This window comes from Pseudomonas oplopanacis (genome assembly GCF_057128725.1).
The window spans coordinates 36,305-62,042 of sequence record NZ_JBSKHV010000008.1; the positions used below are offsets into that span (position 1 = coordinate 36,305).

General features: G+C 53.1%; 24 protein-coding genes. 8 read left to right on the plus strand and 16 right to left on the minus strand.

The genetic code is table 11. From position 1 onward, the window contains the following. Positions 1-15: 15 nt before the first annotated feature. From ACWKV5_RS16975 to ACWKV5_RS17000, 6 genes are all read right to left on the minus strand, one after another. On the minus strand, positions 16-1,305 hold the full coding sequence (locus tag ACWKV5_RS16975; RefSeq protein WP_483842209.1) for an MFS transporter: 1,290 nt from the start codon (positions 1,303-1,305) through the stop codon (positions 16-18). Between the two features lie 135 nt (positions 1,306-1,440). Continuing rightward, complete coding sequence (locus ACWKV5_RS16980) at positions 1,441-2,172, minus strand: GntR family transcriptional regulator (RefSeq protein WP_483842210.1); 732 nt, start codon at positions 2,170-2,172, stop codon at positions 1,441-1,443. 269 nt (positions 2,173-2,441) lie between these two features. After that, a complete protein-coding gene (locus ACWKV5_RS16985; RefSeq protein ID WP_483842211.1) occupies positions 2,442-2,807 on the minus strand; it encodes a histone-like nucleoid-structuring protein, MvaT/MvaU family in 366 nt (121 codons plus the stop codon). Between the two features lie 69 nt (positions 2,808-2,876). After that, the gene (locus ACWKV5_RS16990; protein WP_483842212.1) at positions 2,877-4,166 is read right to left on the minus strand and encodes a hypothetical protein; all 1,290 of its coding nucleotides are present in this window, start codon (positions 4,164-4,166) and stop codon (positions 2,877-2,879) included. A gap of 621 nt (positions 4,167-4,787) precedes the next feature. Further along, positions 4,788-11,420: an anti-phage protein ProA gene (locus ACWKV5_RS16995; RefSeq protein ID WP_483842213.1), complete on the minus strand. Its 6,633-nt coding sequence runs from the start codon at positions 11,418-11,420 to the stop codon at positions 4,788-4,790. 168 nt (positions 11,421-11,588) lie between these two features. Beyond that, positions 11,589-12,593, minus strand: coding sequence for a hypothetical protein (locus ACWKV5_RS17000; RefSeq protein WP_483842214.1), 1,005 nt, complete (start codon positions 12,591-12,593; stop codon positions 11,589-11,591). A gap of 245 nt (positions 12,594-12,838) precedes the next feature. Between ACWKV5_RS17000 and ACWKV5_RS17005 the strand changes: the two genes are divergently transcribed. Together ACWKV5_RS17005 and ACWKV5_RS17010 are read left to right on the plus strand one after the other, a co-directional pair. After that, the gene (locus ACWKV5_RS17005; protein ID WP_483842215.1) at positions 12,839-12,976 is read left to right on the plus strand and encodes a DUF4062 domain-containing protein; all 138 of its coding nucleotides are present in this window, start codon (positions 12,839-12,841) and stop codon (positions 12,974-12,976) included. A 121-nt stretch (positions 12,977-13,097) separates the two neighbouring features. Beyond that, positions 13,098-13,796, plus strand: a complete 699-nt coding sequence (locus ACWKV5_RS17010) for a M15 family metallopeptidase (RefSeq protein WP_483842216.1) — start codon at positions 13,098-13,100, stop codon at positions 13,794-13,796. 159 nt (positions 13,797-13,955) lie between these two features. Here the strand turns inward: ACWKV5_RS17010 and umuC are convergent, their stop codons facing one another. Together umuC and ACWKV5_RS17020 are read right to left on the minus strand one after the other, a co-directional pair. Continuing rightward, the gene (gene umuC / locus ACWKV5_RS17015) at positions 13,956-15,236 is read right to left on the minus strand and encodes a translesion error-prone DNA polymerase V subunit UmuC (protein WP_483842436.1); all 1,281 of its coding nucleotides are present in this window, start codon (positions 15,234-15,236) and stop codon (positions 13,956-13,958) included. Further along, the gene (locus ACWKV5_RS17020) at positions 15,223-15,657 is read right to left on the minus strand and encodes a LexA family protein (RefSeq protein WP_483842217.1); all 435 of its coding nucleotides are present in this window, start codon (positions 15,655-15,657) and stop codon (positions 15,223-15,225) included. The genes umuC and ACWKV5_RS17020 overlap by 14 nt, the downstream gene beginning before the upstream one ends. Positions 15,658-16,062: 405 nt before the next feature. On the opposite strand from ACWKV5_RS17020, the gene ACWKV5_RS17025 reads away from it, so the two are divergent. The 5 genes from ACWKV5_RS17025 (at position 16,063) to ACWKV5_RS17045 (ending at position 17,921) form a co-directional block, all read left to right on the plus strand. Then, positions 16,063-16,470 carry a hypothetical protein gene (locus ACWKV5_RS17025; protein WP_483842218.1) on the plus strand — a complete coding sequence of 136 codons (408 nt, stop codon included), beginning with the start codon at positions 16,063-16,065 and terminating at the stop codon, positions 16,468-16,470. Beyond that, on the plus strand, positions 16,467-16,685 hold the full coding sequence (locus ACWKV5_RS17030; protein WP_483842219.1) for a TA system antitoxin ParD family protein: 219 nt from the start codon (positions 16,467-16,469) through the stop codon (positions 16,683-16,685). Before ACWKV5_RS17025 ends, ACWKV5_RS17030 begins: the two co-directional genes overlap by 4 nt. Before the next feature lie 56 nt (positions 16,686-16,741). Further along, a complete protein-coding gene (gene parS / locus ACWKV5_RS17035) occupies positions 16,742-17,125 on the plus strand; it encodes a type II RES/Xre toxin-antitoxin system antitoxin (RefSeq protein ID WP_483842437.1) in 384 nt (127 codons plus the stop codon). A gap of 41 nt (positions 17,126-17,166) precedes the next feature. Continuing rightward, positions 17,167-17,328, plus strand: a complete 162-nt coding sequence (locus tag ACWKV5_RS17040; protein WP_483842220.1) for a type II toxin-antitoxin system CcdA family antitoxin — start codon at positions 17,167-17,169, stop codon at positions 17,326-17,328. Positions 17,329-17,621: 293 nt separating this feature from the next. Further along, a complete protein-coding gene (locus ACWKV5_RS17045) occupies positions 17,622-17,921 on the plus strand; it encodes a hypothetical protein (RefSeq protein WP_483842221.1) in 300 nt (99 codons plus the stop codon). 168 nt (positions 17,922-18,089) lie between these two features. On the opposite strand, the gene ACWKV5_RS17050 is transcribed toward ACWKV5_RS17045, so the two are convergent. The 8 genes from ACWKV5_RS17050 to ACWKV5_RS17085 all read right to left on the minus strand — a co-directional run bounded on the left by ACWKV5_RS17050 (position 18,090) and on the right by ACWKV5_RS17085 (position 24,619). Next, positions 18,090-19,199, minus strand: coding sequence for a hypothetical protein (locus ACWKV5_RS17050; protein WP_483842222.1), 1,110 nt, complete (start codon positions 19,197-19,199; stop codon positions 18,090-18,092). Then, complete coding sequence (locus ACWKV5_RS17055) at positions 19,171-19,440, minus strand: hypothetical protein (RefSeq protein ID WP_483842223.1); 270 nt, start codon at positions 19,438-19,440, stop codon at positions 19,171-19,173. Before ACWKV5_RS17055 ends, ACWKV5_RS17050 begins: the two co-directional genes overlap by 29 nt. 109 nt (positions 19,441-19,549) lie before the next feature. Further along, positions 19,550-21,220 carry a hypothetical protein gene (locus ACWKV5_RS17060; protein WP_483842224.1) on the minus strand — a complete coding sequence of 557 codons (1,671 nt, stop codon included), beginning with the start codon at positions 21,218-21,220 and terminating at the stop codon, positions 19,550-19,552. 10 nt (positions 21,221-21,230) lie between these two features. Continuing rightward, positions 21,231-22,199 carry a hypothetical protein gene (locus ACWKV5_RS17065; RefSeq protein ID WP_483842225.1) on the minus strand — a complete coding sequence of 323 codons (969 nt, stop codon included), beginning with the start codon at positions 22,197-22,199 and terminating at the stop codon, positions 21,231-21,233. A 357-nt stretch (positions 22,200-22,556) separates the two neighbouring features. Next, the gene (locus tag ACWKV5_RS17070) at positions 22,557-22,913 is read right to left on the minus strand and encodes a hypothetical protein (protein ID WP_483842226.1); all 357 of its coding nucleotides are present in this window, start codon (positions 22,911-22,913) and stop codon (positions 22,557-22,559) included. Between the two features lie 48 nt (positions 22,914-22,961). Beyond that, positions 22,962-23,366, minus strand: a complete 405-nt coding sequence (locus ACWKV5_RS17075; RefSeq protein ID WP_483842227.1) for a DUF6957 family protein — start codon at positions 23,364-23,366, stop codon at positions 22,962-22,964. 17 nt (positions 23,367-23,383) lie between these two features. Continuing rightward, a complete protein-coding gene (locus ACWKV5_RS17080) occupies positions 23,384-24,112 on the minus strand; it encodes a metallophosphoesterase family protein (protein ID WP_483842228.1) in 729 nt (242 codons plus the stop codon). A gap of 3 nt (positions 24,113-24,115) precedes the next feature. Next, positions 24,116-24,619, minus strand: coding sequence for a hypothetical protein (locus ACWKV5_RS17085; RefSeq protein WP_483842229.1), 504 nt, complete (start codon positions 24,617-24,619; stop codon positions 24,116-24,118). Between the two features lie 327 nt (positions 24,620-24,946). Here ACWKV5_RS17085 and ACWKV5_RS17090 point away from each other — a divergent pair, with 327 nt between their 5' ends. Then, positions 24,947-25,405, plus strand: a complete 459-nt coding sequence (locus tag ACWKV5_RS17090; protein WP_483842230.1) for a helix-turn-helix domain-containing protein — start codon at positions 24,947-24,949, stop codon at positions 25,403-25,405. Positions 25,406-25,738: the final 333 nt, after the last annotated feature.

The window sequence follows — 25,738 nt, forward strand, 5'->3', positions numbered from 1 at the left end:
AGAAGGTAAAGGGCATCAGGCCCGGGCACTCTCGTTGCCGTTGACCGTTGCTGGCACCGATGCACTCGAAGCTTCGAGGCTGCGTCCACGCGTTTCCGGCAGACAAAGTGCCGCGATCACCGCCACGCCATAGGCAATCCCGGCGTCGATACCAATCGCAGACCCAAGGGACATGGAGTCGCTCATGTGACCGACCAGGAACGGGAACACCGCTGAAAGCACTCGGCCAAAGTTGTAGCAGAAGCCCACACCGGCACCGCGTACATCCGCCGGGTACAGCTCGTTGAACAGTGCGCCAAGGCTCGCGGGAATACCGGCCGCGAAAAAGCCGAGCGGGAACCCCAGGAACAGCATCTGGGTATTGGTCAGCGGCAGGAATACATAGCACTGCACCGTGACGACGCAGCAAAGCGCGAACAGCACGATGTTTTTGCGCCGACCTATACGGTCGATCAAAAAGCCGCTGACTACGCACCCACACCAGAACGCGAAGATGATAACCGCCAGGTAGCCGCCAGAGTTCAGTACGGACAGATTGCGCTCAGTCTTGAGGAACGTTGGCAGCCAGGTCATCACCGCGTGGTAACCACCGTGCGCACCCAGCCCCAACAGACCACCGAACAGCGTTACGCGGATCAAATCGGGGCGGAAGATGCCGGCCAAGGATTTGAAGAAACTTTGCGGGATTGCGTTTTCTTTTTGCCGACGCTGGAAGCTGTCGGGCTCCTCGATATTACGACGCACCCAGATAATCAGGAACGACGGAAGCAGCCCGACCAGGAACATCACGCGCCACGCCATGTCCTGAGGTACAAAGGAGTAAATCAGCGTGAATACTCCCACCGCCAGCCCCCAACCCACGGCCCAGGCGCTTTGCACAGTGCCCATGACCTTGCCGCGATATTGAGGGTTAATGGTCTCAGCCATCAGCACTGCGCCGGCAGCCCATTCGCCACCAATGCCGAAGCCCTGGAGTGCTTTGACGATCAAGAGCTGATTGAATCCCGTCACAAACGCGGAAAGAAAGGTGAAGACCGAGAACCACAAAATCATCCACTGAAGCGTGCGTACCCGGCCATAGCGGTCGGACAACGTCCCCCCTACCCAACCGCCGATGGCCGAAGTGACCAGGGTCACACCGCTGATCAGCCCCGCGTCACCCTTGGTCAGGGCAAAGGCGGCGATCAAAGCCGGAATCGCCAAGCCAAACATTTGTACTTCCAGTGCGTCGAGCGACCATCCGCCGAAGCAGGCCCAAAACGTTTTGCGCTCCCTAGGAGTGACTTGGCGATACCAGCTAAACATGATTCTTATCCTTATAGGTGGAACGTGAGGCAGCCGAGAGCGAACCGCACCGCTACAGGGCCAGTTTTGGCAAACAAAACGATCAAACCAGCGGCGACCGACTCCCCGCTGAACGATCCGCTACGCAGGCATGCGTTAGCGAATATCCACGCTGTATCGGAAGTGCTCCGCGTGCCCGCGAGAGCGGCGCCATTCCAGTGGTGTTCCGGCGTAATCCCGGGCCAGACGCTCAATCACTACCACCGGACTGTTTACTGGTACCTGCAGCAATCGAGCATGCAGGTCATTCACCGATTCAGCGGTCAGCGTTTCTTCGGCCGATGCGACAACCTGTCCGCACAGCTCTTCGTAGATCGGATAAAGCAGCGGCCCTTTGCGACTCAGATCGATCTCCAGAAGCGGCTGAAAGCGGTTGCGGGGCAACCAGATTTCTTCGGCAAGCACTGGCTTAACATTGAGCAGACGCACACGGACAATACGAATTACCGGCGCATCGACGGGCAACCCTAGCGCTTGCGATACGGCCGAGGGTGCGGCAACTGGCTCGATCGAGAGGATGCGGCTCTCCGGTATCTGACGCTCACCGGAAGCAGTTTGGAATCGAAAGAAGCGGAACAAAGAGGATTGAAACTGCGGTCGGCGAATGAAAGTCCCTCGCCCCTGCTGACGCTCCAGGATGCCCTCACTGACCAACGCATCAATCGCTTTGCGCACCGTTCCGGTAGACAGTTGGTACTCCGCTGAAAGCGCAGCTTCCGTAGGAATCGCCTCACCAGGACGCCAACGATTTTTGGCGATCTGCTCAGCTAATTGGTCACGTAGGCGTTGATAAAGCGGCAAGCGGACATCACTGGACAGAGAATTCATCGACTTTATTCACCTTGTTATCTAGTCATCTATATGAATCTTGTGACGAGTATTTCCTCAGACAACTCGCCTGTCAAGGAGGGTCGCGACGCGTTGCTGACGAATGGTGACTCCTTGCCCAGGGATCCCCATGCCAAGCCAATTCTTTGATTCTCAGTAACGGGCTTTCCAAAACCACTCAAAAAGCCGAAGCAGATTTCGCGTTTTAACTGTCTTTACACAGGCAATAAAAAAGGCCCTTTCAGAGCCCTTTTATACTCAATCCGAAATCACTTGCTCAGCCAGGATTCAACCTTGTCTGCACCGTATTTCGCTTTCCATTCTTTCAGGATTTTGTGGTTGCCACCTTTGGTTTCCACGACTTCACCAGATTCAGGATTCTTGTAAATCTTCATTTGGCGAGGCTTGCGGCTGCCCGCTTTAGATTCGGTGGCTGGAGCGCGGCGACTAGCTTGAGGATCAAGCAAATTGACCACGTCTTTCAAGCTGTAACCATACTTGGCAAGGAGCGCGCGGAGTTTGGTCTCGAATTCAATTTCCTGCTTAAGCCCAGCATCACCCTTCAGCGCTTCCAGGGCTTGCAACTGCTCAGCGAGATGTTTTTCGAGTTGACGGAATTCGGCGAGTTTGGACATGGGAAGTCTCTATGTGATTAGTCCCCTAACACTACACCAAAAACAGAGATTTTGAATGAGACAGGTAGCCTAAAACGCTGGAGGCTCCCAGCCATTGAAGCGTTTCAACGCGTCCAAGTCCCCGATCAGTTCTTTCGCTTTAGCTAACCGCTCCATGACGACTTTCCGTTCCTCATTGCCTAACTTATGCGCGGATCTTTCAATATCGTCAAAGAAAGCCTGAATGCTGTTTACCTTTGCCCAAGTCTGGATCACAACCTCGAGCCGGTCGCGGCTATCTTGGACAATCTTGAGTTGACGCTTTTCCTCTTCTTTTCTTCGCCACTCAGCTACCTCCAATTGGTACTTCTGCCTTTCGAGTTCCCTCCTCTCTCGCTCAACTTCGACTTTTTTGGCAAGTTCTGGGGCTTCGGCAATCAAGAGTTTTACGATGTTGGGTATTTTGCTGAACAAATCGCCAGGCTTGTCCTCGCTCCAGTGATGAATCCAATCTGCTCGGTAGTAAGGGGAATAAACTTGGAGACATAGGCGACCGCTGGGCATGTCGGCACTCATTACCCACCCATCATGGTAGGGAGAGCGACGCTGGCTGGCTGGAAGCGAACTCAGCCGAAAGTACTCCTTGTCTACGTGCTTGACCTCTACGTATTCACTGATCTCGTAGATGGTCAAACCAAAAACTATGGTACCGATGTAAACCACGGTAGGACGTTGCGGCTGCCATAATGATGGGTATATGTACCTCGTTGAGGCCTCCTGCCGATGATCAACAGACGCACGACTCATATGTGTGGCGGGATCACTGAGCGCTACAGCGAGGCCTTTTTTCATCAACGCCAAATACAATTGATTGGCAAAGTCGACAGCGTGGGCAATACCGGTGCGACTCACAATCAAATCCGCCATGGCGCGTTTTGTGGGCCGCAAATATCCGTTCTCGCTTTCTCGAACCTTCTTAAAGTGCTCTTCAATACCAAGTAAAAGTGGGTGCCTTCGAGGCAGTGCAGCCGGAGCTACAGCCGCCCTTCGGCTCGTTTTCTGACGTTCTTTAGGAATAGATCGGGAAACCTGAAGAGGCGCTCCATTTCGACTCCATGCAGTCAGATCGCCTAGCCGAGATTCCGGCAACGCTGGACGAACCTTACCTTTTCCCGCTGCGACTTGAGCCCAATACCCCACCGGGGGACGAGGAATATTTAAGCTGGTGAATACTCGAGCCAGATAGCTAGAAGACACCCCATATCGTTCGCCGATTTTGGTCATGGGTGTCGACCAAGCCTGTTCGTAAAGCGATTCTCTTGTCACAACTTCTTCGGACAAGTCATCGGCTGGAATGTGTGCGTCGGGGGTATTTTCCATAGCAGGGAGCTTTGGTCATTTGGTTAGTGTCGACTCGATCATCATAGCCGACGCGTTGTGACGGTTCTGGGCAGTAGCTTGTTCACCAACCGAAAGCCATCTGCATCACGTGTTGATGCGGAAATCCTCTACTTTGAGTCCCCGGGTGGGAGCTGCCGAAGCGATCGAGGTAAAGCAGTACCAAGCATCTGCCGCTTTGCGCAGACACGAGAGCAGACCTCCAACTCTGTCGCCTCCCCCCAGTGAATATCAGCGGAGATCCGAAAAGCCCGCAAACCGAAAAAATCCAACAGACAAGTAATGACGACAATCTGTTAGCCCGTTCACTGGGCTGCATACGGCCGAATGAGTAAGATGAATCATCGATGATTTCAAAAGGTCACCTGCTAGGGAAGCAGGAAGACAACATCGCAAGAGATGATTTTTCTATGAACCTTACAATTACTATCATCAGCATCTTCGCCGCTTGGATGGCGGTCGCCATAGCCATGTTGTGGGGATTGCTGAGAGTTGCGCGTCGGCATCAACCTGTTGCACCAGGCAGAGATGCTTATGGAGATCCACTCGATCGAGAGGCCGCAGAGTCAACACCATTGTGTTAACCCTGGGCTTGCTGAGAGTCTATTTTTCCTGCTCTATTTGGCTCGCTTTTTCGAGTCTCCGCCGGCTGGACGCGGTCAGTTTCTGAAGTCCCAGCTCTCTGGCCATGGCGTGCAGTAATGCCTCCCCTGCTTTACCTTTGGCACGAAGCTCCCGAGCGAGTGATGCCAGCTCATCGCCACAGATCTCATCAACCGGTCGGATACTCGCCTCATCTTCTGGACGCCGACAGACAACGGCAGATGCATCAGTTATCTGGCTCGGCCAGTAGAACTCCCCGACATCATCAATCGTCATACGATGAGTGCTCTGCGCCATCGCCGACACTCTTTCTCGAATCTTCGAACCCGTACGCACCCAACCATGAGCCCTGGCAATTCGCCTAGCAAGAATTACATCGAGAATAGGCCCTTCTTCGCTAATCACGTGCTCGATCAGCGCGCTTAAAACGGCTGAGTAACTCGTCTCAAAAAACGCATCCGGATCCACCCCCAAGACAGCGGAAGCAGGATCGGACTCTCGGTAGTAAACAACCTCCACCGGAGAGTAATGCGATTGGGGGCTGCTCAAAGGCTGAGGTGCCGAAGCAATTGCTGCGTATTGCAGGTTCTGAGGAGCATCTGCCTCGTCATTGGCACTGGTCAGCGGCTCAGTGATTGAACCTGTGACCTCCTCGACCAACTCGATGACCTCCACTACTGCAGTTTCGGCCAGCAAGCGGGCGGCCTCTTCCCGGGCTTCATGATCGGCGCGTTGAGCTCGACTCAACACGAGCAAAGCGGTCAGACGTTCATGGATAAGATCAGCGGTGCCAACGGCGTTAATCCACCAGTCAGTTGACCAGATACGCAGAATTTCCCAGCCAAGCCCACGCAATACATGCTCACGCAGCTTATCTCTATCCCGCGCCGTAGCGCTGCGATGGTAGGTCGCCCCGTCACACTCCACACCAGCCAGGTAGCGACCAGGTGCATCAGGATCGACCACCCCTAAATCGATTCTGAATGCAGATACACCGACTTGAGTATGCACCTGCCATCCACGACTGATCAGTGCTACGGATACCGCCTCTTCGAAAGGACTGTCAAAGCCTCCGACACTTCCAGTGACTGCTTCAGCGAGTGCTCGAGGCCCTCGCTGTGCAAACTCGAGAAAATGCTTCAGGTCACGCACACCAATCGATTGGGTTCGCGATAGATCTATTTGTTCAGGTTGCAAACTAGCGAAGACGCATAGCTCGTGCCGAGCCCTCGTAATTGCCACGTTCAATCGACGCTCGCCACCAGGGCGATTGATAGGGCCAAAATTCATGGACAGAGTACCCGCTGCATCGCGGCCGTAGGTAATCGAGAAGTAGATGATGTCTCGCTCATCGCCTTGAACACTCTCAAGGTTTTTAACAAACAGAGGCTCAAGCTCGGTGTCGGCAAAGTACGCTTCAAGCGAAGGGTCGTTACGACGAGCTTCGTCCAACAAATCCTCGATGAGCTTCTGCTGCTCACCGTTGAACGTCACCACGCCAATGGTCAGCTTGCTTTCCCGGAAACCTGGTGAGCGCAGACGACCAACTACATCAGCGACGATAGCACGTGCTTCAATCAGGTTCGTTCTTGATCCACCTTTGGAATAGACACCCGAAATCTCGTGCAGTTTGACGGCACGGTCGTTTGTCACGGGGGATGGGAACGTCACGAGCTTGGACTCGTAATAGCGTTGGTTCGAGAAAGCAATCAAGCTTTCATGACGACTACGGTAGTGCCAATTCAAATGACGAACCGGAAGGTTCGCGCTGATGCACTCATCCAGAATGCTCTCAAGATCGGCTTCAACATCTTCATCGTCCGCCGTTGATTCTGCGCGATCAAAGAATGACGTTGGAGGTAGCTGTTTGGGGTCACCGACCATCACGACTTGTTTGCCACGCGCCATGGCCCCAACTGCGTCCCACACGGGGATTTGCGAGGCCTCGTCGAAAATGACCAGATCAAATGCACTCGCTCCAGGTGTGAGGTATTGGGCGATGGACAGCGGGCTCATCAGCATGCACGGCGTCAGTTTCGTCAACGCATCCGGAATCTTGGACATCAACTCGCGAAGCGGCAGATGACGAGTCTTCTTACCCATCTCGTACCTAAGCACACCCCACTCCGAGGAACGGGTCACGCTCTCGGGATTAGGAAGATCAGCACAAAGACGTGCCCGCAGCCAATCACGGGTCAATGCAGTGAAGCGATCGTCCAAGGCTCTGAAATCTCGAATTCGCTGCTCATGTTCAACACTCACAAAACCACGAATGACAGGTTCGTTGTCTACGACCGCGTTCAGCCACCACCGAGCGTAGTTGGTTTCAAATGAGTGGCGGACTTCGCCGACTTTGACGAGGTTGCCCTCCATAGCCTGAACCAGACTCGAGAGCCCAGCGCCAACCGCCTCTTCACGCACCTTGCGCCATGCGCACCAGGCACGAACACCGGGTTCAGATCGAACCATGTACTCGCAATGCTGCAGTAGCGCATCCAGAGTAAATTGCTGGATGTCGGCTAGCCCTGATTTTGTAAAACGTCCCGATGTTGCAAGAACATCCACACGCTGACGGAGTAACTCAAAGCACTGACGCAATTCAGCACCTGATTGGCAAACCATGCCCTCGGGTTCAAGCAGTGCATTCGCGTCGCCGAGCAGTACCTGTATTGCACTGCGATATGCAGATACAAGTTCAGGGGTAGTACCTAGCTGAGCGAGTGCAGATGCTAGCTTGCCTTGGAACGCTACCGCCTCCGTGACCTTGTCTACTTTGGTTTTAAGACCAGCCCACAATCCGGAGCTAACCGCACTCAGATCATCGAACTCCAATAGGGCTTTTTCAACGAGATGTCGCTGTTGAACCACGGCCAAATCCGACTGCATGGTCTTGCCGCATCGGCCAACTGCGACTGGGTCGTGATCACCCTCGAGCTCACCCTGCTCGACTACTGAACGACGCGAAGTTTGAAAAGCAATTGCAGCGAACAGCGATTCCGCGTCGGTGTTAAGCCCAGACCATAATCCTTCTGTGAGGTCGCCAAAATGCAGATATGGAGCCAGCTCTTGGTCAAGCAGGACAATAGAGCGCATATGGGCGAGGTCTGATTTCAGCTGCTCACCGCAATGACCTTCAGCGATAACATCGAACCCGACATCACTCCAAGGCTCCTCCGCTGTCACGCACAGCGTTGCCTGGCGCAACTGAATGACAGCCTTAAGATGTAGCGCTACCGAGAGTGAGCCGTCCCAGATTTGAGTGCAGTGTTCACCCAACTCCATCGTGTCGAGCTTCTCGCGCAAGTCACGGATCTGAATCCAGACACGTAGGTCTTTCGCTACTTCGGGTTCTGCACCACCGGAGACGGCTGTTGAGAGAGACTTTGTGACTTTGCGCGTCCCCATCAGTGACTTGGGCCAGAACGACTGCTCTGCGCTTTGCCAATCTCCAAGTAATTCGCGTACATCAAGTGTTTCGATGATGTCGGTGTAAGTCACGGAGAGCTCTTGTTTGAGTTCCGCGATACCGTCGAGCATTTCTACTGCTTGGCTCAGTGTCTCAAACGTCTGCACTGGCCAGGCTGGGCTGAGCTGCGAAAGCAAAGCCCTACGTCTCGCCAAAAGGCTGAGACCTTTCTCAGCAGCATTAACCGTCGTGACAGGCCATACCGGTGAAAGTTGCTGGCAGAGCAAGCGATGCTTTCCTACAAGCTCGCTACCTTCAGACAGTCGTTGCGCAATCATGCGGCCGTCTGGCCGCAACACGAATCGCCAATCATGGCCCGCCGCAAGCGGCAGCGTTGACGACAGAAGTAAAAGACCGTTGCAAACAGAAGGCACAAGAGAGGCGATCGGCAAGCTTGTGGCGGCGCTGAATTTTTCCGCGGCCCGGATAGCGGCTTGCGCGGCAGGGAGTACCTCACGCGCAGCTTGAATCAGCTGTTGTTGCCAGGAAGGTGACCACTCTCCCTGACCAACCAGACTGAGTGGATGATTTGACAACACTCCATATCCAATTGCCTGGGCGTTCACTTCCAGGCGATCAGACAACTCCCGTAGCGCAGCCATATCTTCACGGGCGTGAGCATGGGGTGATGACCAGGACATATCCATTGGTGTAATAGATGCGCCGCCACATACGACACCTATCGCGTGGTAAATGCTGTATCCATTCGTGTAACGCTGGTGCAGTCGCTCAACGTAAGTGTTCAAGCCTTCACGTAACGACTGCAGGCGATCAGCTTCAGCATGCCACGTTGCAGAATCCACGATCCCCTTCGCATCCCAGGCCGACTGCAGTTGAGCCAAGACGTCGGTTTTGCGCGCCTTGCTCGAATGGACTTCCAGGCAAAATTCGCCCAAGCCAACTTCACGCAGGCGTCGGTAAACGACATCCAGCGCAGCGATTTTTTCAGAGACGAAAAGTACACGTCGGCCCTGCGCCACCGATTGCGCAATGAGGTTGGCAATGGTCTGACTTTTACCGGTTCCGGGCGGGCCAATCAGGACGAAGTCTTTTCCTTTCGATGCCGCCATCACAGCAGATAGCTGCGAAGAGTCAGATGGCAGTGGGCAGAACACTTCTCGGGGGTTGAAGTCGATATCCAGGCGTCGATCTTCAGGGAACGTAATTTCGGACGGGAAGGCGTCTCGCGGAGTATCCAACAGGTGCCGCACGACCGGACTTTCGCGAAGCGCTTCGGCATTCTCAGCGAGGTCTTTCCACATCAAGTATTTTGCAAAGGAGAACATGGACAAGACGACGTCTTCCACGACCTCCCAGCCTGCGATGTCTTTGACCGCGCGCCCCACCGCTTTCCAGATAGCATCAATATCCAGTCCCGAATCGTCCCTAGGGAGCTCGGTCTCAAGCGACCCTAGATTCAATTCGAAATCTTGGCGAAGCATTTCGATTAGTGTCGGGTTGAACCTAGGTTCGTCGTCGTGCAGCACCATCGAAAATCCGGAACGTGCACTTTTGCGCTCAAGCGTCACAGGGATCAGGACAAGCGGTGCCCGGTACTTCTGCCCGCCTTTATCTGCTCGTTCCCAGCTGAGAAAACCCAGCGCAAGGTAAAGAGTGTTGGAGCCCCCTTCTTGTAGGGCTGTTCGTGCGCCACGATAGAGTTCGATCAACCGCGCTTCCATTTCAGTGCTGGAAAGCCCGACAAATACTTCATACCGTTTCAAGGCATCCAAGGCATGGAGGCGACGAACATCTTCTCGCTCACGTAATTCGTACAGCGCCTGGTCACGTGGATCAGCCCCATCCATCAGGTCGGGACGTGTCAGCAATTTCAGTCTTTTGCCGCTAGCCAGGATATCTTCCAGCGCCGCAGGATCGGGCGACTCAAGCTTCAGCGACTTTTTCCCGGCCTTGAAGTTGAGCAAGTTATTACGAAGCGACAAGTCCAGTAGCTTGCGCTGCCACCGCCCCAGACGATCTTTCGGATCAAGCAGGCGCTCATCCATCTCGACAGTAACCGCCTCGTCAGGCAGGGCTGGCGCAACACCGACTAATAGCTCCGACCCACCAGCGAGATCATCATCCATCGGCAACTTAGAAACCTGTGCATCAGCACTGGCCAATGGCTTAATTCGCTGCAGGCGCGCTCTGCGCACATCCAGCAGGAGTTCGAAGTTTTCATCCTGCCCTTCTGCTAGCAACTGCTCACCACGATCGGTGGCATACGTAAAAGGTGGAACTGGGTGTTGAGTTGCGAACGTCGTCTCGAACAGCATCAGCTCTTTGAGCTTTAAACGCTTGCGTACAGCTGTGATGTCATCGATCACGGTCGTAGAAAATTCTTCAGCTTTGAGCCATACGCCGGCAAACGCGTGCCCCTTTGTGAACACCAGAACAGGGTTGAGACCCGCCTGCTCGATCGCAGCACAGAAGAACAAAGCGAGATCAAAGCACGTCGCTAAGCCATGTTCCGTAACGTGACTAGGGCTTCGTACTTTTTGCCCAGTTTGCTCAAAGCTGGCCGGAGGGAGCGCGTAATCCAGCTTCATACGTGCCACAGCAGCCCATATGGCCGATGTCAGTTCCCAAGCTCGCTTCGCACCGCCGGCATACCCATCAAGCGCAGAATTTTTATCGCTCTGACGCAACACTTCCGCCGCCTGCTTCAGCAATCGCTCGACAGCAAGGTCATTCGGCTGAACAAACGCTGCGGTCATATCAGGGAGATGGGAAAGGCCACCCCAGTGATTGCGTGGCAAAAGCTCCAATGCCAATTCCAGCTGAGCAACTTCCGATCGACCAGATTCAGCTGACGTGTCTGCCGCAGTCAGCGTATAGGTAAGCGTGGCGTTTTCAGCTTCGGTCAACCGTCCTAGTAGGGCACCATCCAAAGCGAGGTCATGACCAGGGATAGGCATGAACGCGTTCGGAGTTAGAGCATCAATGCGCCAGATCTTGGGCTTGAAGACTTCGGGATAGGCGGTCAACGTCAGTACTAAATCGTTGTACTTGATCGCTGTTTCATTGATGACTCGCAGCTCCCTAATAACAGGGACGGCGTTCTGATAATCCGCGAGGTTTAGTTTAGCGACGACGGTACTTTGGATGCTTACAACTTTGACTGGCTCTACTTCAGGCTCAACCGTGATTTCTGCGGCCTCGTCCATGTGCTTCCCCTATCCTGCTAATGGTGGCGCACATGAACGCGGAGCGAGGTAAGTGGGCTCAACGCGACAATGTAGACGCCAGAAATGACCACCATCTTATAACGGGATCCAAAGGCGAGTCCGCTGTATTCACCTCTGCAAAAGCGGTTCACCAATACCGTCTATCTGTTAGGCGCTCGTGACGAACTGTCGAGCATCCAGAGCTTTAACAGGCTGGAAGCCGGCTGTCTTTTTAAAGGACGTGTTGTGCACAAAATTTTTCATGGAGTCGGAAGGATCTATCGAGTCCATGTTCATTGACTCCAATGTGCGCCGGGACACCGCAACACTCAGGATCGGTAGCTCTTCGATATGTCCGGTCGCCGAATTGAGGACATCGTCGACCGCCGTCACGATCACCAGGTCATCAGGGAGCATCGACAAAAGCTCGCGCCCTACCCTCAAAACGCAGCTGCATACATAGTCTTGCAAAAGCTCGTTGTATTTCCCTGCCGGCATCTTCTTCGTTGAAAGCTTCCCGCTCTGCAGCAAAGATTTGACCTCTGCAGGAATAACTCGACTGCCATGGACGCTAAGGTTCGCTTCCACGAGCCCCGTGTCACCTATCGTAAATTTGATGGAAGTGCCGAGATGGGAGATGTCTGTAAAAGGGTCGACTAGCTTGATCGCTTCAAGCTTCGCTTTGCCTGCACCATCCAGAACGCCCTTCGCGATCGTGAATTCCTGTTGCCAAGAGTCATGCTCGACTCGCCACTTCGCGACAGCGGCTTCATGCTCTTTGCTATCGTGAAGCCGACCCGCCTCAATGGCGATGGACAAGTTCTTACGTTGGCGTGTTTCTAGCTTGAACAGTCGTGCGAAAAAACCAGGTGCGTAGCTTTGCTCTCGAGATTTCGCATTCGCTTCACGCGTACCCGCGAAGGAAGGTTTTGCTGGCTCAGCCCTCTCAACGAATGACTGCCAGTCAATCTCCACTCCACATTCTTTATGTACCGAAAGCAGGACATCGATCTTATTGTCGTAGACCTCGACTTCGTAAGCCGCCTGCTCCAGCGCCTCCATCTTGGCGTATTCTTTCTGGCGAGACTGAAGCTCACGCTGCCTACGCTGGGCATTACGATCAGCTTTACGTGAAGCAGCCTGCATCGAACGCAATGTTCCTTTCCAGCCCATTTCTCACTCCTTCGATTGGTTGGCTGAGCAGAACCAGACATCCGTCAGCTATTAAAGTGATGGCATATTAGCACTGGGATTCGACTTAAGTAGGTGCGGAACCAGATAAATCAGATCCACTAGCAACTTTGCGCGGCGTGCAGATTATGCAGGCGAGCTAGAAAGGTAATTCAATTACCCAAAGGCAAATCGTACCAGCTAAATTAATAGCCCAAAGAAGCGAACAAGCACTGGGGAAGTGTTGGATGAAGGTGTTCATAAGCTCAGTTGTTCGGGGGTTTGAAGATTTCAGATCTGCAGCGAAAAACGTAGTCGGAACGTTGGATCTACACCCGATCATGAGCGAGCACTCGGTGCCCGCCCCTAGGCGTCAGCAGTGCTAATTTCCAACTCGTTGATAGTCTTGGACAGAGCAAGCTTCAGCCTCTACGCTCAGCCTTTGTTTGGGCCCGTTTGACAGCGTGTTCGGTGTCCCACTCTCCACACCAATGAGCGTGCAAACTTATGCTTAACGATCTGGAACTGACAGGCCGATCCAGGACTCATATCGCGCAATATTCCGAACCGCGTTTTGCCGCACAGCCGGAGGCCGCGGCTGCATTTCTGGACATGCGATCCGATGCGCTTCGAGCAGGGATTGATTTACTGCCTTACAGCAGCTTCCGTGACTTTCGCACACAACTGCGCATCTGGAACTCTAAATACAGCGGAGCAAAACCGCTGTTTGATATCAACGGAAAGGCGCGTGATTTCACTCTTCTTTCTGCCTTGGAAGTCATCGGCTGCATACTCAATTGGTCTGCGCTCCCGGGAGGCAGTCGTCACCATTGGGGCACAGAAATTGATGTCATCGACGGTGTAGTGATGCCTCCTGGTTATCTGCCGAAATTACTTCCGGAAGAGGTAACTCCCGATGGACTGTTTTGGCCACTGCACCAGTGGCTGGATCACCACATGGCTGAATACGGCTTCTTCAGGCCTTACCTTCGTGATAACGGGGGAATGTATCCGGAGCCTTGGCACCTTAGCTACGCCCCGCTCTCCATCAAAGCGCTGGATCAGGTAACTGTTGAGCTGCTCACAGATGCCGTTCAAAACGCGGATATCCTTGAGAAAGACCTGGTGCTGGAGAAAATTCCGGATATCTATCGGGGTCACGTCCTTAACGTCTCACTGCCTGAAGAGTCGCGCCTGTGTAACTGAGTGAGCCCCCTCCACCAGTGTTGCAAGCGACTCAGTCGGGCTCGGCTGGCCATAATGGCTTTTGAAAGTGAGAAATTATGACGTGGCAATAATTATGCCTGAGTCATAATTTGGAATAATCCATTGTTGCGGCCTCCCCCCCCGTTGGTGAAACTCGAATCACCTGCAGTACACCGTCCAAAGCTGATCAACCCGAGTCGTAAAGCTCTGACTCATCATCTCCCGGCGCATCCCCCAGTCAGGATTAGTTGGCACGCTCGCCAAGCGAAGTGTTCCCCTACCCCATCGCTCATTGATGGAATCCAGCACGCTCATGACTTTCTCAGTGGCGACTGGCTGGGAAGTTGAAAACAGATCATCGGTGTACTCACCTTTTTGGCAAAGGTTGAGAAGGAGTACCTCAGCCTTGCTGTACTTGAATCCAGGTCGGAATACCCGGCCCAGCGCATCCACCGCAGCTTTTGTCATCAACCGAACGTCGTCTGTTGGATAGGGCAATTCCACCAACACACCGTTGGCGTACTTGGCTTCCTCCGGATTGAACATGCCGGTACGAATGCTGACTCGAATTTTCTTACAAAGCGACTGTTGAGCTCGGAGCTTTTCGGTAGCGCGCTGCATATAGGTGGCCACCGCCTCTTTGATCGGCCCGATATCGGTGAGACGCTTGCCGAACATCCGACTGCAGCAGATCTCTTGCTTAGGTGGATCCGGCTCATCAAGCTCAAGGCACGGTGTGCCGGCTAACTCACGTGCCGTCTTCTCTATCACCACGCTGAATTTTTTGCGGAGTGTCCAGGGATCGGTTTTGGAGAGATCCCAAGCTGTCTTGATACCCATGCCTTCGAGGTGAAGCGTCATCTTGCGTCCAACACCCCACACGTCCGAGACCGAGGACTTCTTCAGCACCCACTCGCGCTTGGTTTGATCTCGAAGATCAACGACGCCTCCGCTCTGTACTTGCCACTTTTTGGCGGCGTGGTTGGCGAGCTTGCTGAGTGTTTTCGTACCAGCAATTCCTACCCCGACCGGGATGCCGGTGCTTTGATACACCTGAGCCCGAATTCGTCGACCGAGTGCCTCGAGATCACCTGGTACACCTGCCAAATCTGCGAAAGCTTCATCGATGCTGTAAACCTCAACGGCGGGTACCAGGGACTCGATCACGCTCATAACACGCTCGCTCATGTCGCCGTACAACGCATAGTTCGACGAGAAGGCAACGATCCCGTGCTGCTTGAGTTTGTACTTTATCTGAAAGTAGGGCTCGCCCATCTTTATGAAAGGCTTGCTGTCCGCGCTGCGGGCAATCACGCAGCCGTCATTGTTCGACAACACCACGATGGGGATCTTGGCCAGGTCAGGTCGGAACACCCGCTCACAGCTCGCGTAGAAACTGTTGCAGTCGATCAGCGCGAAGACGGGTTCAGGCTTTAGAATCATGGGCACGCACACTGAAAGTCACCACGCCCCAGATGATTAACTCATCGCCTTCAAGAATGTAACGCGGCGGATAGCCAGGATTTTCGGACATCAAGATTATGTTTGGCCCACGCTTGCAGAGGCGCTTGCAGACCGGCTCGCAATTCACAGCCGCAATGACGATGTGCCCATGCTCGGCGGTGATTGAGCGATCCACCACTGCCATATCCCCATCAAAGATGCCCGCACCTTCCATGCTGCGCCCTTCAATGCGCACCAGATAGATATGCGGGGCTCGAATGTCGAGCAACTCGTCGATGGAGATGTGTTGTTCAAGGTGATCGGCCGCTGGCGACGGAAACCCGGCCGGGACTTTGAACGAGTAAAAGGGAAGCTGAACTCCCCCCTCTGCTAACGGGCCGATGACGGTGACGCTCATGAGCAATGCCTTAACCTAAGCTGTATATGCATACAGTTAACGACTAAGCATGCTTGTGGTCAATCTCAAGCGAGGAAAATTACGACCGAAGGGATTCACTGGGAGAAAAATCTGCAGGTTGGCCACGAGGCATGGGGATTAAACCCTGTCCGCTTTTCACTAGGCCGCCGGCATTGCAGCAAGTCGCTTCTTCGCATTAGCGACTAGACGTGTGGGCCGGAATTCGAATCAGGAAGGGAGTTTTGCAATACACCTACTAGCATCAGGCGGTTTAATAAGCGCGATAGCCTCAGTCAGTCCTAAATAATCATTGTAGAACTCACCGAGTCGGTAAGTGGGGTAGGATAAATCTAATCTGTCGTGATGCTCAGCATGCTTAAAACAAGACGGTTCAGGGAAAAACTGATGACTGAATTAGAAGCCCGCGAACGCAACCGGCGTTATGCGTTGTGGGAGTTGGTGAGGCTGCATCCTGGATCTGATCAAGCTAAACCGCACCTGGCGATTCTTAAAGACATTGAGCGCCGTGATCGTGAGGAGCCCATTGGCGAGGCTTGGGCGATGTCGATTGACGAGTTGCGAGAACATGTCCCGGAGACCGAGATATTGGGGCGGGAAGGATTTCATTACGTAGTCGTGCTTGACCAAGACATTCCAGAGCCTTGGAAGTCTCGATTTGTAGAGGCCAGCTCCGGTTCTACCCGGCTGAGACAAGGCTCTTATGCACGGGATTGGCGCAAATTTTTACATCTGTGGGAATTTGAAATGAAGCACATCGAAGCTCACCGATCGATAACACAGGATAACTCATGAGAACCACCATCAGGCTCGACAGCGCCTTGGTTGAAAGTGCTCGCAATTATGCTTCTGCCGCACATCGCTCAACCTCGAAGCAGATCGAACACTGGGCGACCATAGGCCGTATTTCTGAGCAGAACCCTGAGCTGCCATACGAATTTATTGTTGGCCTTTTGCGGGCCAGAGCCCAGTGGAAGGCTGGCGACGCGAGCGAGTACAGCTTCGGATGAATGTCATACGAACTAATCAAACCGGCTCGCCAACCATTGTAGATATTTGGGCAGTCATGAAATTGCCGGCACGGAGTACCGCGCTCCACGAGCTCGTCCGCACTGGACTGCCTTTTGAGTTACTCGACCGGATATCAAGCATTCTTCAAGTGGAACCGCAGGTCATCGCTACGGCCATTTGTATATCACCTTCAACCTTGGCACACAGGGCGAAAGCAGGTCGCTTTAACACCGCTGAAAGCGACCGCCTGATTGCGCTGGTAGATGTCATTCAAGAAGCCATTGTCCTGTTCGAAGGCGACGTCAGGGCTGCGACTGGGTGGATGAGATCACCTGTCCGTGGGCTAGGTAAATGTCCTTTAGAGATGTTAGAAACGCGGGTAGAAACTCAGGCCGTCATGGATCTGATTAGCCGTCTGCGACATGGGGTTTTAGCTTAAGCGTTGGCCTGCTGATCGCGACTGAACAAGGGGGCAATACGATGCATACTCAAGAGAAAATTTCATTGGGGCAGGCTCTGGCCTGGGCATTGAGGAAGAATCAGTGCGAGCAATGTCTGGCAGAGATAAGCGAGGCAATAAATGCCTACAACGAATACGTTGATGTACACGGCGTGTTCAGCGACAACATACGGAGCTTCTGATGCCTCGGTTAGCGCGGGTAGGGATAACGAGATTGCGACAGCAGCCATGCAGGAAAATCGAATGCGGAGCAAAATCTGCAGGCTGGTTAAGAGGTCATGAGAACTGAACCTTGACCGCTTTTCGCCGTGCGCTGGCATTGCTGAAAGTCGAAACTTCGCGTAAGCGGCTAGCCGCGCGTGGTGGAATGACCCAATCAGGAATGGGGGGGGTTAGGAGCACACCGACTAGTGACAGTCGATTTAGTAAGCGCATGATAGCCTCCGCTCAGTTATCACTGTCGTGAGACCCTGTCTTGAGCACACCCAACGTACCTAACGATTTCAATGCACTGATCAACGCACCAAAATTTTCGGATGACCCTGCTGGACGCCGTCAGAAGCAGCGGTGGCAGCTAATCGCTGGCGACATCTACAAAAGCACTTCCATTGAAGCGTTGCTCGAAGCCAGGGGCAAAGCTGAAGGCTACATCCATGGCCTGATGGACGCTGGGCATCTTTCGACGAGAGACACTGACCGGGACTATCTGATTCTGTGCATCGTTCAAAGGAGGCGCGAGTTTTTGCAGAAGTTGCTGAGCGAATACGGTTACTGAAACGAAGGTTCGGCGGCGACGCTGAATTGATCAAGTTGCCTAGATGTCACTGACCCAGCCTGTTCCTCGCGAACCTCTGCCTTCGCAGGGGTTGTGCAGATTTGGAGGTGGGTCACACTTGCTTCTGCACGTGGCGTCAATTCCGCGGAGGCGTCAACACGATAGCGATCATGAAACCATCGCCAGAAAAAAAAGAACGATCACTATGACGACAAAAACAATGAGGCTAACGCCAACGAAACTGCCAAAGGACTGGTCTTCACGCCTCATGTTGAGTGTCGACTGAAGCTCAACCAGCCGGGCCTGAACCGCGTCGCAATGGGCCTTGTTGGCTTCATCCATTTGCTCCGACTCTTCCGGGGCATATGCCTGCGTACGACCACCCCATACACCGGCATAACCAACCCAGGAACACATGGTGTACTTGTAGTTGCCTTTGGAAAACGTCTGTTCGATCCGCGTCAATTCGGTGATGCAATTAGCGCCAGCAGCCTGCGCTTGCTGCACCAGCTCGTGCTTGCCGGCGTTGTAGTCGCGGTACCATGGAGAGGTCAGCTGCACCCCGCACAGTAGCGTCTTGTCCTGATACAACGATTCGCCCTGCCTGAGGGTGAGAAACGAATTGCCGATGAAAAATGGAATACGGATCTGAAAATCCAGATTCTCAGCCTTAAGCTGCGCTTGCAGTTCAAATATTTGGGGATGGATCTCATCGCAAAGCAGGTAGAACTCGTCGACCAGCTGATTGTACTCGTCGTCTGACTGTACTTCGACACTGGTACGGTAGGAGGCGATACGACCGGTGATAACCTCGCACACACCCTTAGCGTCCCCGTCCCGAAACATGCGATTTTCGAACTTCACCATGTCAATGGCATTCGCGCCGCACGCTTTCACCCGCTCGATCAAGTGGTTTAATGCTTGATCACGATCCCCCTTGGTTGGCACGGTAAAATCAGAATAAAAACTCAGGTACCGTTCGCTCGCGCCGCTCGGAGGAATAAGGACTTCAACCTCTTGAATCGGGATTGCGTTATCGCCTTTGAGGACGATGAACTCCCCCGCTGTCCAGCCGTACTGCACGTGGCGCTGACTGACCTGCTTTGCTCGCATGCCTTTCGGCCCAGCAACAGGCTCAAAGTGTACAGGGGTGCCAATCTCAAGGGTCTCAAAGCTGACCCCCTCCCCTAGCATTTTGTTGGAGAAGAAATGCGCCACGCCTTTGGCGCAGTGAATGAAACCGTAGTTCTCAGCTTTGGAGATGATTTTTCCGTGCATTGTCAGCTTTCCCGATCCCAGTGGGGATATACGCTTGTTTGGTTTTAAATCCGGAGTCGAGGCCGCAGCGTGCCCGCTCACACAACTTTGCAGCAATTTGCTCAAGGGACTCGCTGAAACCAACGGTCTCAGCGCCCATGCCATCCGGGAACTTGCGTTTATGCTCAAGGTTGTCGACCGCTTGCCACGGATTCACAATGCTTACATCGGAGAAAGGATAAAGCTCTGGATACTGAACCATGCTCTACTCCTGTAAAGCGCTCGATGGCAGATGTGAATTACGGAACAGAGCTGGATATTGCTGTGAAGTTTGAGGCTTAGCTGCTGGGGACGGGGATTTGGATTAGATCCTAGCATTCCAGCGACGACTCGAGGGTGAGTAGCAAGCTGTCATTGCGGCCCATAACCGCTTCCAATTCAACATCCAAATGCCTATGTAGAGCTTTCAATTCGTGACTGCGATTTACGCCTAGAGGATCCAGCCGGTCGATCATGTACACGACAAAGACGCTCGTGATGCCAGTCAACGCGCCAATGATGACCGCAGAAACGACAGAGCCGATAAGCCCTAGCCCTGGGATGGTCAATATGAACTTCTCAATGAATTCCTCCAGTGCAACGCCACCAATGACCACTGCACCGGCGCAGATAACCTTTAACGCTTCATGAGCGCCTTCTCTAAAGGTCATTCCTTTCGGCGGCATCGCAAGTGTTTTGAGTGCACGCAGCAGTGACATGAAACCTTCACGGAACATGCGAATGACCCGCTTACTGGTTGTCATGAGGGTATTCAGAAAAACGGTGATCAGATTCGATAGGACGCCGGCGACGAATCCAGCCCCTCCGGCCGCTAAAGCTTCCGTCCATTTGCTACCCACTCGCGACGCCACACGCTCCATTCGGGAACGCAGTTCTGGCCACCAGCGATCATGGGCAGCACCATTGCGATAGAAATCCTGAAGCTCGTCAAAGGTGGTTGCGAAAAACTCAACTAGCATGAGACCGAACGCTTGCTGGAAGGCCATTTTTCCACCCTCTTTCACGCTGGTATCAATCACGTTTTTTTTGAATTTTTCACTCTTGTAATAGGCGTCGTGCAGCTTCGCTTCGTACTCGGCACGAGCGGCTTTGTCCTTGGCCAGAATCAGCTTTGGATTATCAGCAATGGTTTGCTTCTCCAGACTGAGTTTGAGCTCGTTACGCTCTTTGATAGTCAGTTCTGAAGCAGATTTGGATTGCAGCTCGGCTATCCGCTCTCGCCGAGCAGGGCTTTCTTTCTGCAGGCGCTTAACCAGAACTTCTACCTTCTGGTCGCCTTTTGATTGGTTGAAGCGCTCCTTCGTAGGGTTCAAATTAGAGGCGCTGTTCGCTAGAGGTATGGCTTCAAGGCCTGCGAGATCTCGACCTCGATCCCGGTGAATCTCAGCCGCCGAAATCGTATGATCAAGGTTGCGTTTGTCGAGTTGTTTTGGCCCAAAGGTCTCACCTGTGTAGGTGTCTTTCAGAACCCCCGCTGCCTGATCGGTAGTGTCCGCACTGTTCTTGTCGATGTAGCGCGAGTCACGATCAAATGTTTTCCGAAGCGCCTTGTCCATCGGTGGAACCTTCGCGTAGTTGTTTCGCGCCTCGTCAGTTGCATAAACCTCTTTGCGGGCATTGTGGATGGTATCTACGTTGCCACCCACCTTGTCATAAGCAGACAGAACCTTACCTAGGCCAAACGGAACCACTACCGCCTGGAGCACCTCGCGGCGACTGTCCCGCATCAACTGGTCAAAGCGCTCTGTGTTGAGCGCCTTGGTAAAATCCTGCAGTGCTGCATCAACCTGCGCATCACTAACCTTCGTATCCAGATCTACTGAAAGCGCACTGAATGCCAAGTCGACTCGCTGGGTGTCGATTGGTTGTTGCAGCATTGCTAAAGCTTCAGCAGGTGTTGGAAGGGCAACAAGTACAGCCTGGTCACGTAGCTGCGCCTGCAATTGGCGTCGGGCCTTAAAACGATCAATTCGATCCGTCACGTCACTCTCCTTAAGCGCTGGCGCGAAGTTGAACCCAATGGGACAAAAATTGCGTCTCCGCATCGGTAACTACATCATCCAGGTGAATCACAAAACGAACGATTTCCTGAAACAGGTCTTGAGCATCGGCGCCGATCGCCTGAGCAATTACGAACGCTTCTTTCAGCGAGGGAGGCTGGTCAATCTGAGCGTCCAGTGCACCACGAACTTGAGGAGGAAGCCATTTGGCCCCCATGCCTAGCAATAGCTCGTCGATCTGTTCCTGCTCATCCCGGCTAACCTGGCCATCACAGGCTGCACACGCTTGTGCCACAGCTTGCATGGCAATGAGCATCCGGAAGTAGCTTTCGTTATCCGTGATTCGAGAGGTGGCCTTTTCAAGTGCCGACTCAAATCTGTTTTCGCGCTCCAAATACAAGGCCTTCGCCTTGGCCTCACCACGGGACTCAGCTTCCTTGACCTTTGCATCTTCGCGATTCTTGCGGGACGCCCAGAACTCAGTCATGGATTGACCAAAGTTACTTACATAATCCTTAGATGCATCGAAGCTGCTGCTCAATGCGTCACGCGCCGACCCATAGGTGTCAGCGATAGCATCAGCCACGACGTCTGCCGCGCTTGAAACAGTATCGCGGGTAATGTCGTACGCATCTGATGCGACCATCACAACTTTTTCGGAGGTCTCCCCCACAGTTGTCACTGTAGAGTCGTAAGCCTCAGAGACAACATCAACAACTTTGTCAGCTGCATCCGATACCGCTTCTATGGTGGCGTCGTATGCATCAGATGCCAACGTCGCGGTTTTCTCAGAAGTCACAGCCACCGTTGTGAGAGTGGAGTCATAAGCATCGGAGACGACATCTACAACCCTGTCGGTTGCATTCGATACAGCTTCTTTGGTGGTATCGAAGGCGTCGGATACGCTTTCTTTTACGTGATCAGCTGCTTGAGCAACCGAGTCGAGGAGTCGTTTGAACATTTGCCGGCGAATCCCTGTCAGGCTATAAGGGCCCGATTGTGGGAAGCTTAGCTAGATGATGTCAATATGCTTCTATTGTCGCCTTCCAGTATCTTCGCCAGGAATCTTCGCCAAGAGCGGTGGGCTGATGTTACGAGCAATGGGGAAACCTCTCACGCAGCTCAATACGATAATGCTTAAGTGGCCAAGGGCCTAGGCGACAACCATGCCAGCAGTGCGAAAGCGATCGGCCATGTAGACCTAGAGATTGCTCAACCAGCCGCGCCGCTCAAGCTCAAGCTCCGGACTAACGTTCAGGATACTGCCGGCATAAAAAAGCTCCGAATCTACTGTTCGATTGCATTGCTAAGGGGCAACTCAGATGCGCTCACCAGTACTCAGAAACTTCTGAAAACTTCCACGCCCAACGCCTCGCAAAAAGCTGCCAATGACGTAATTGCCATCTAGTGCTTCGAGCAGCCAGAAACGCCCTTCTTTCCGTACGGTGTGAATTTTTCCTGTTCGCAGAATGGCGCCATCTGCTTTGCGGTAGCCCTCGTGTTTCTCTGCGTGGTCAAAAGAAATACCTGCACACGTATCCTCGGCGATGAAAGCGTCACTAATGAAAGCGGTAATCGGCACGCTGTACTTTCGGTCGCTCGCTCGCACCAAGCGACTCAGTTGAAAGTCACTCACATCTTTACCGTGGATCTCCACTGCAATTTCTTCAGGCATCCGTCCATAGCTCCAAAACGATTCAATATGTTTTTGCTGTGTCACCGCTCACCCAGCGGACATCGAAAACGCGGCCCCCAAGCTTGCTTCTTTTCTTTGGCCTGCAGCAAGGAGCAGGTAAACCGTATTTTTGGTTTCAAACATGCAGCCTTCGTTGAATGATTTTCCGAAGTTGCTGCGCACCCACATGTTCGGCTGGAAACGGCCCTTGCTGTCCAGGACTATCTCATGAGCGAATAGCGTCATGGGAAGCAGGCCGAGCTCCGTAAGCTTTGCCTTCTCATCTGGCGTCACTGAGAAGTCGATCAAAATCCATTTTCGAACGACACAGAATGCTTTGCCTGGGAACTGCTGCGCCGCAAGGGAAACCAAGTCATCTTGGGAGCCATTCCAGCCCGAGGTCTCCCCGTCCGTACCGTAGAAGAGCTGAGCGATTTCATCCAGCGTGACCATAGGCAATACCGATGCTCTCAAATTTTAATCAGCAAATCGGGATCAAAACCTGTTTTTTGATTTGGATACCCGCGAGGATTGGAAACCACGCGGCATCCATGTTTGATGAAGTCCGCTGCGACGTGGGTATGTCCGTAGACCCAAAGATCGGTCTTACTCAACAACTCCGGCCAGTCATTGGCATAGGCTGCAACCAGATTTTCAGGATGGTCATCACCTACGTGATCCAAGGCTGGCGCATGGTGCGTGACTACAACCGTTTTTCCATCGAAGGGCTTTTCCAATTCTTGAGTAAGCCAAGCACGCGCGGCCTTTGATTTAGCTATCAGGTCATCCGGACGTAGGCGTCGGAAATTTGCATCGGTTCTGATCACGGTAAAATCGTTCATCCACTCCCAAGCGATGCGTTTCGCCGCACCGACATCCCCAGTTGACGAGTAATCCGTCCAAGCCGTTGTAACCAAAAACCGGGTTTGATCTAGGATCAGCACTTCGTTTTCGAGTACATGGACGTGCGGCATTGCAGCTTCCTTCATCTTGCGCAGCGTGTGATCGATGTGGCCACCGTAGTACTCGTGATTGCCACACACGTAGATCACCGGACACTGGAACACATCGTTTGCCCAACCCACGCCGCGTGATTTGATATCAATGTCGCCGGCGAGAATCACTACGTCCGCATCGCTTGAAGCGGGCTCGAACTGAGCGAAACCGAGGTGCAGATCTGAAAAGATTTGGATCTTCATGGATTAACCTGCTGCCGTTGAAGTGGCAGAGCGATTCGGGGTCTGATAGTTGGCACAATGGAAATGCTTCCCGGCGGCAGTCATGGCGTCGTAGATCGTTCGAATATTGCTGAGCAAGCCTGCGTCGATCACGTCGGACGAGCTGCTGTAGATTGCTCCGCTATCGACTTTATGGAGCAGTACGTACTCACCCTTTCCGTCATAGCCGACGATCACACTGATCAACTTTTCCATCCGGTCTAAAGAGCCCCCATTAATGCAAGCGGGAGTCACAACCTGAACCGCCTCAATCGTGTGCTCGCGGCTCCGCTGAGAAATTAGGTGGGCCAACATAGAGGGGTCTGTTGGCATCAATTTTTTGAACCGAACCCCTGTTCCTTCACAAATGCGAAAGCGAACGTGATACCAAAAATCTTCCGAATCTCGCTCGATCATTCGCCAAGCCGTGCGGCCAGGCCCTAGAAAGCCGGGTAGGCCGACCATACAAGGCTTATCTGAAATAAACATGATGGTTATATCCGCTACATCAATAGTTTGGTTTGGAGAGCTCTTAAAGCGTGAGTGACACCACCCGCCATAACACGCTCTGCGGCGTTTTTTCTGCATTCAACGAGCCTGGGAATTTGGCTTCGGACAAGAAGGAATGAGTCCTTGCCGGATTTTTGCGTCCACTCGCCAGGTGTCAATTTATGCCTAATGTTTTTTGTTGCATCCTTTTTGAAAGTATGAGTTAAGCAGGAAGGCGAGCACGATACCAGACCCTATAACTCGATGTACAGAGTAGCTGGGTCAATAATTTGCTGGCCTTATCCTCCGTTTTGAGGACAAGTCGTCATGCTGGCTCAGAGTCTCGCGGTGGTGCTTCGCGCGCTACGAAAAACAAGAGAGCTCACTCAGGAACGACTCCCCTCTAGTAGGAGCTACGCCTTTGCCCTAGAGGCAGGCACGCCGAAAAATATATCGTTAGGCAAGCTACTGGAGCTTTCAAAGAGTCTTGAGATCACGCCCGTGGCGCTTTTGGTGTTGTGCGAGTCTATCGAGAGTGAACAGGACTCTCTGGATGTGATAGGCAAGCTGAAGGAGGAGCTTCGTCATCTCCGCTCGATCGGCCTAGATGAGGAAATACGCAGGGAGCAGCTAAGCTCGAGCCTCGTATCAAAAGCTAAGGCTCGCGAAATCGCTGACAGCAAGAGACTCGCTGTTAAGCGTCTCAAAGAGGAAGGTAAATCAAGAAAGGAAGTCGCCGAAGCCCTAGGTATTTCAAAGTCTTCTGTCCAGAGATTCTGGGTTTGATTGATTCCAGCTACTCACCTGGGCTCAAGTCATCACTGGCAAGACCCGCTGTGTTGAAACCAGTAGCGGACAAAAAAAGCGAATTGTCTCTGGGATGTAGGGCAATGCTAAAAATACGGGTATATCAACGAATACATGCGTGCGTTGGATTGCCGCAACGATCCGGGTAGTCCGCTCGGGCTCAACATCACCCGCTGATAAATTTCGAGCTATCCACGCCCCTGACGCTTGACCCTGTGGCCCTTCTAGCCATCAGCATTTCCTTACGCAACGGTGAGCTCCCCGAAGCGGCTTTGGAACGAGCCCGTGTCGAGCTGAGATTTTCCGATCAGA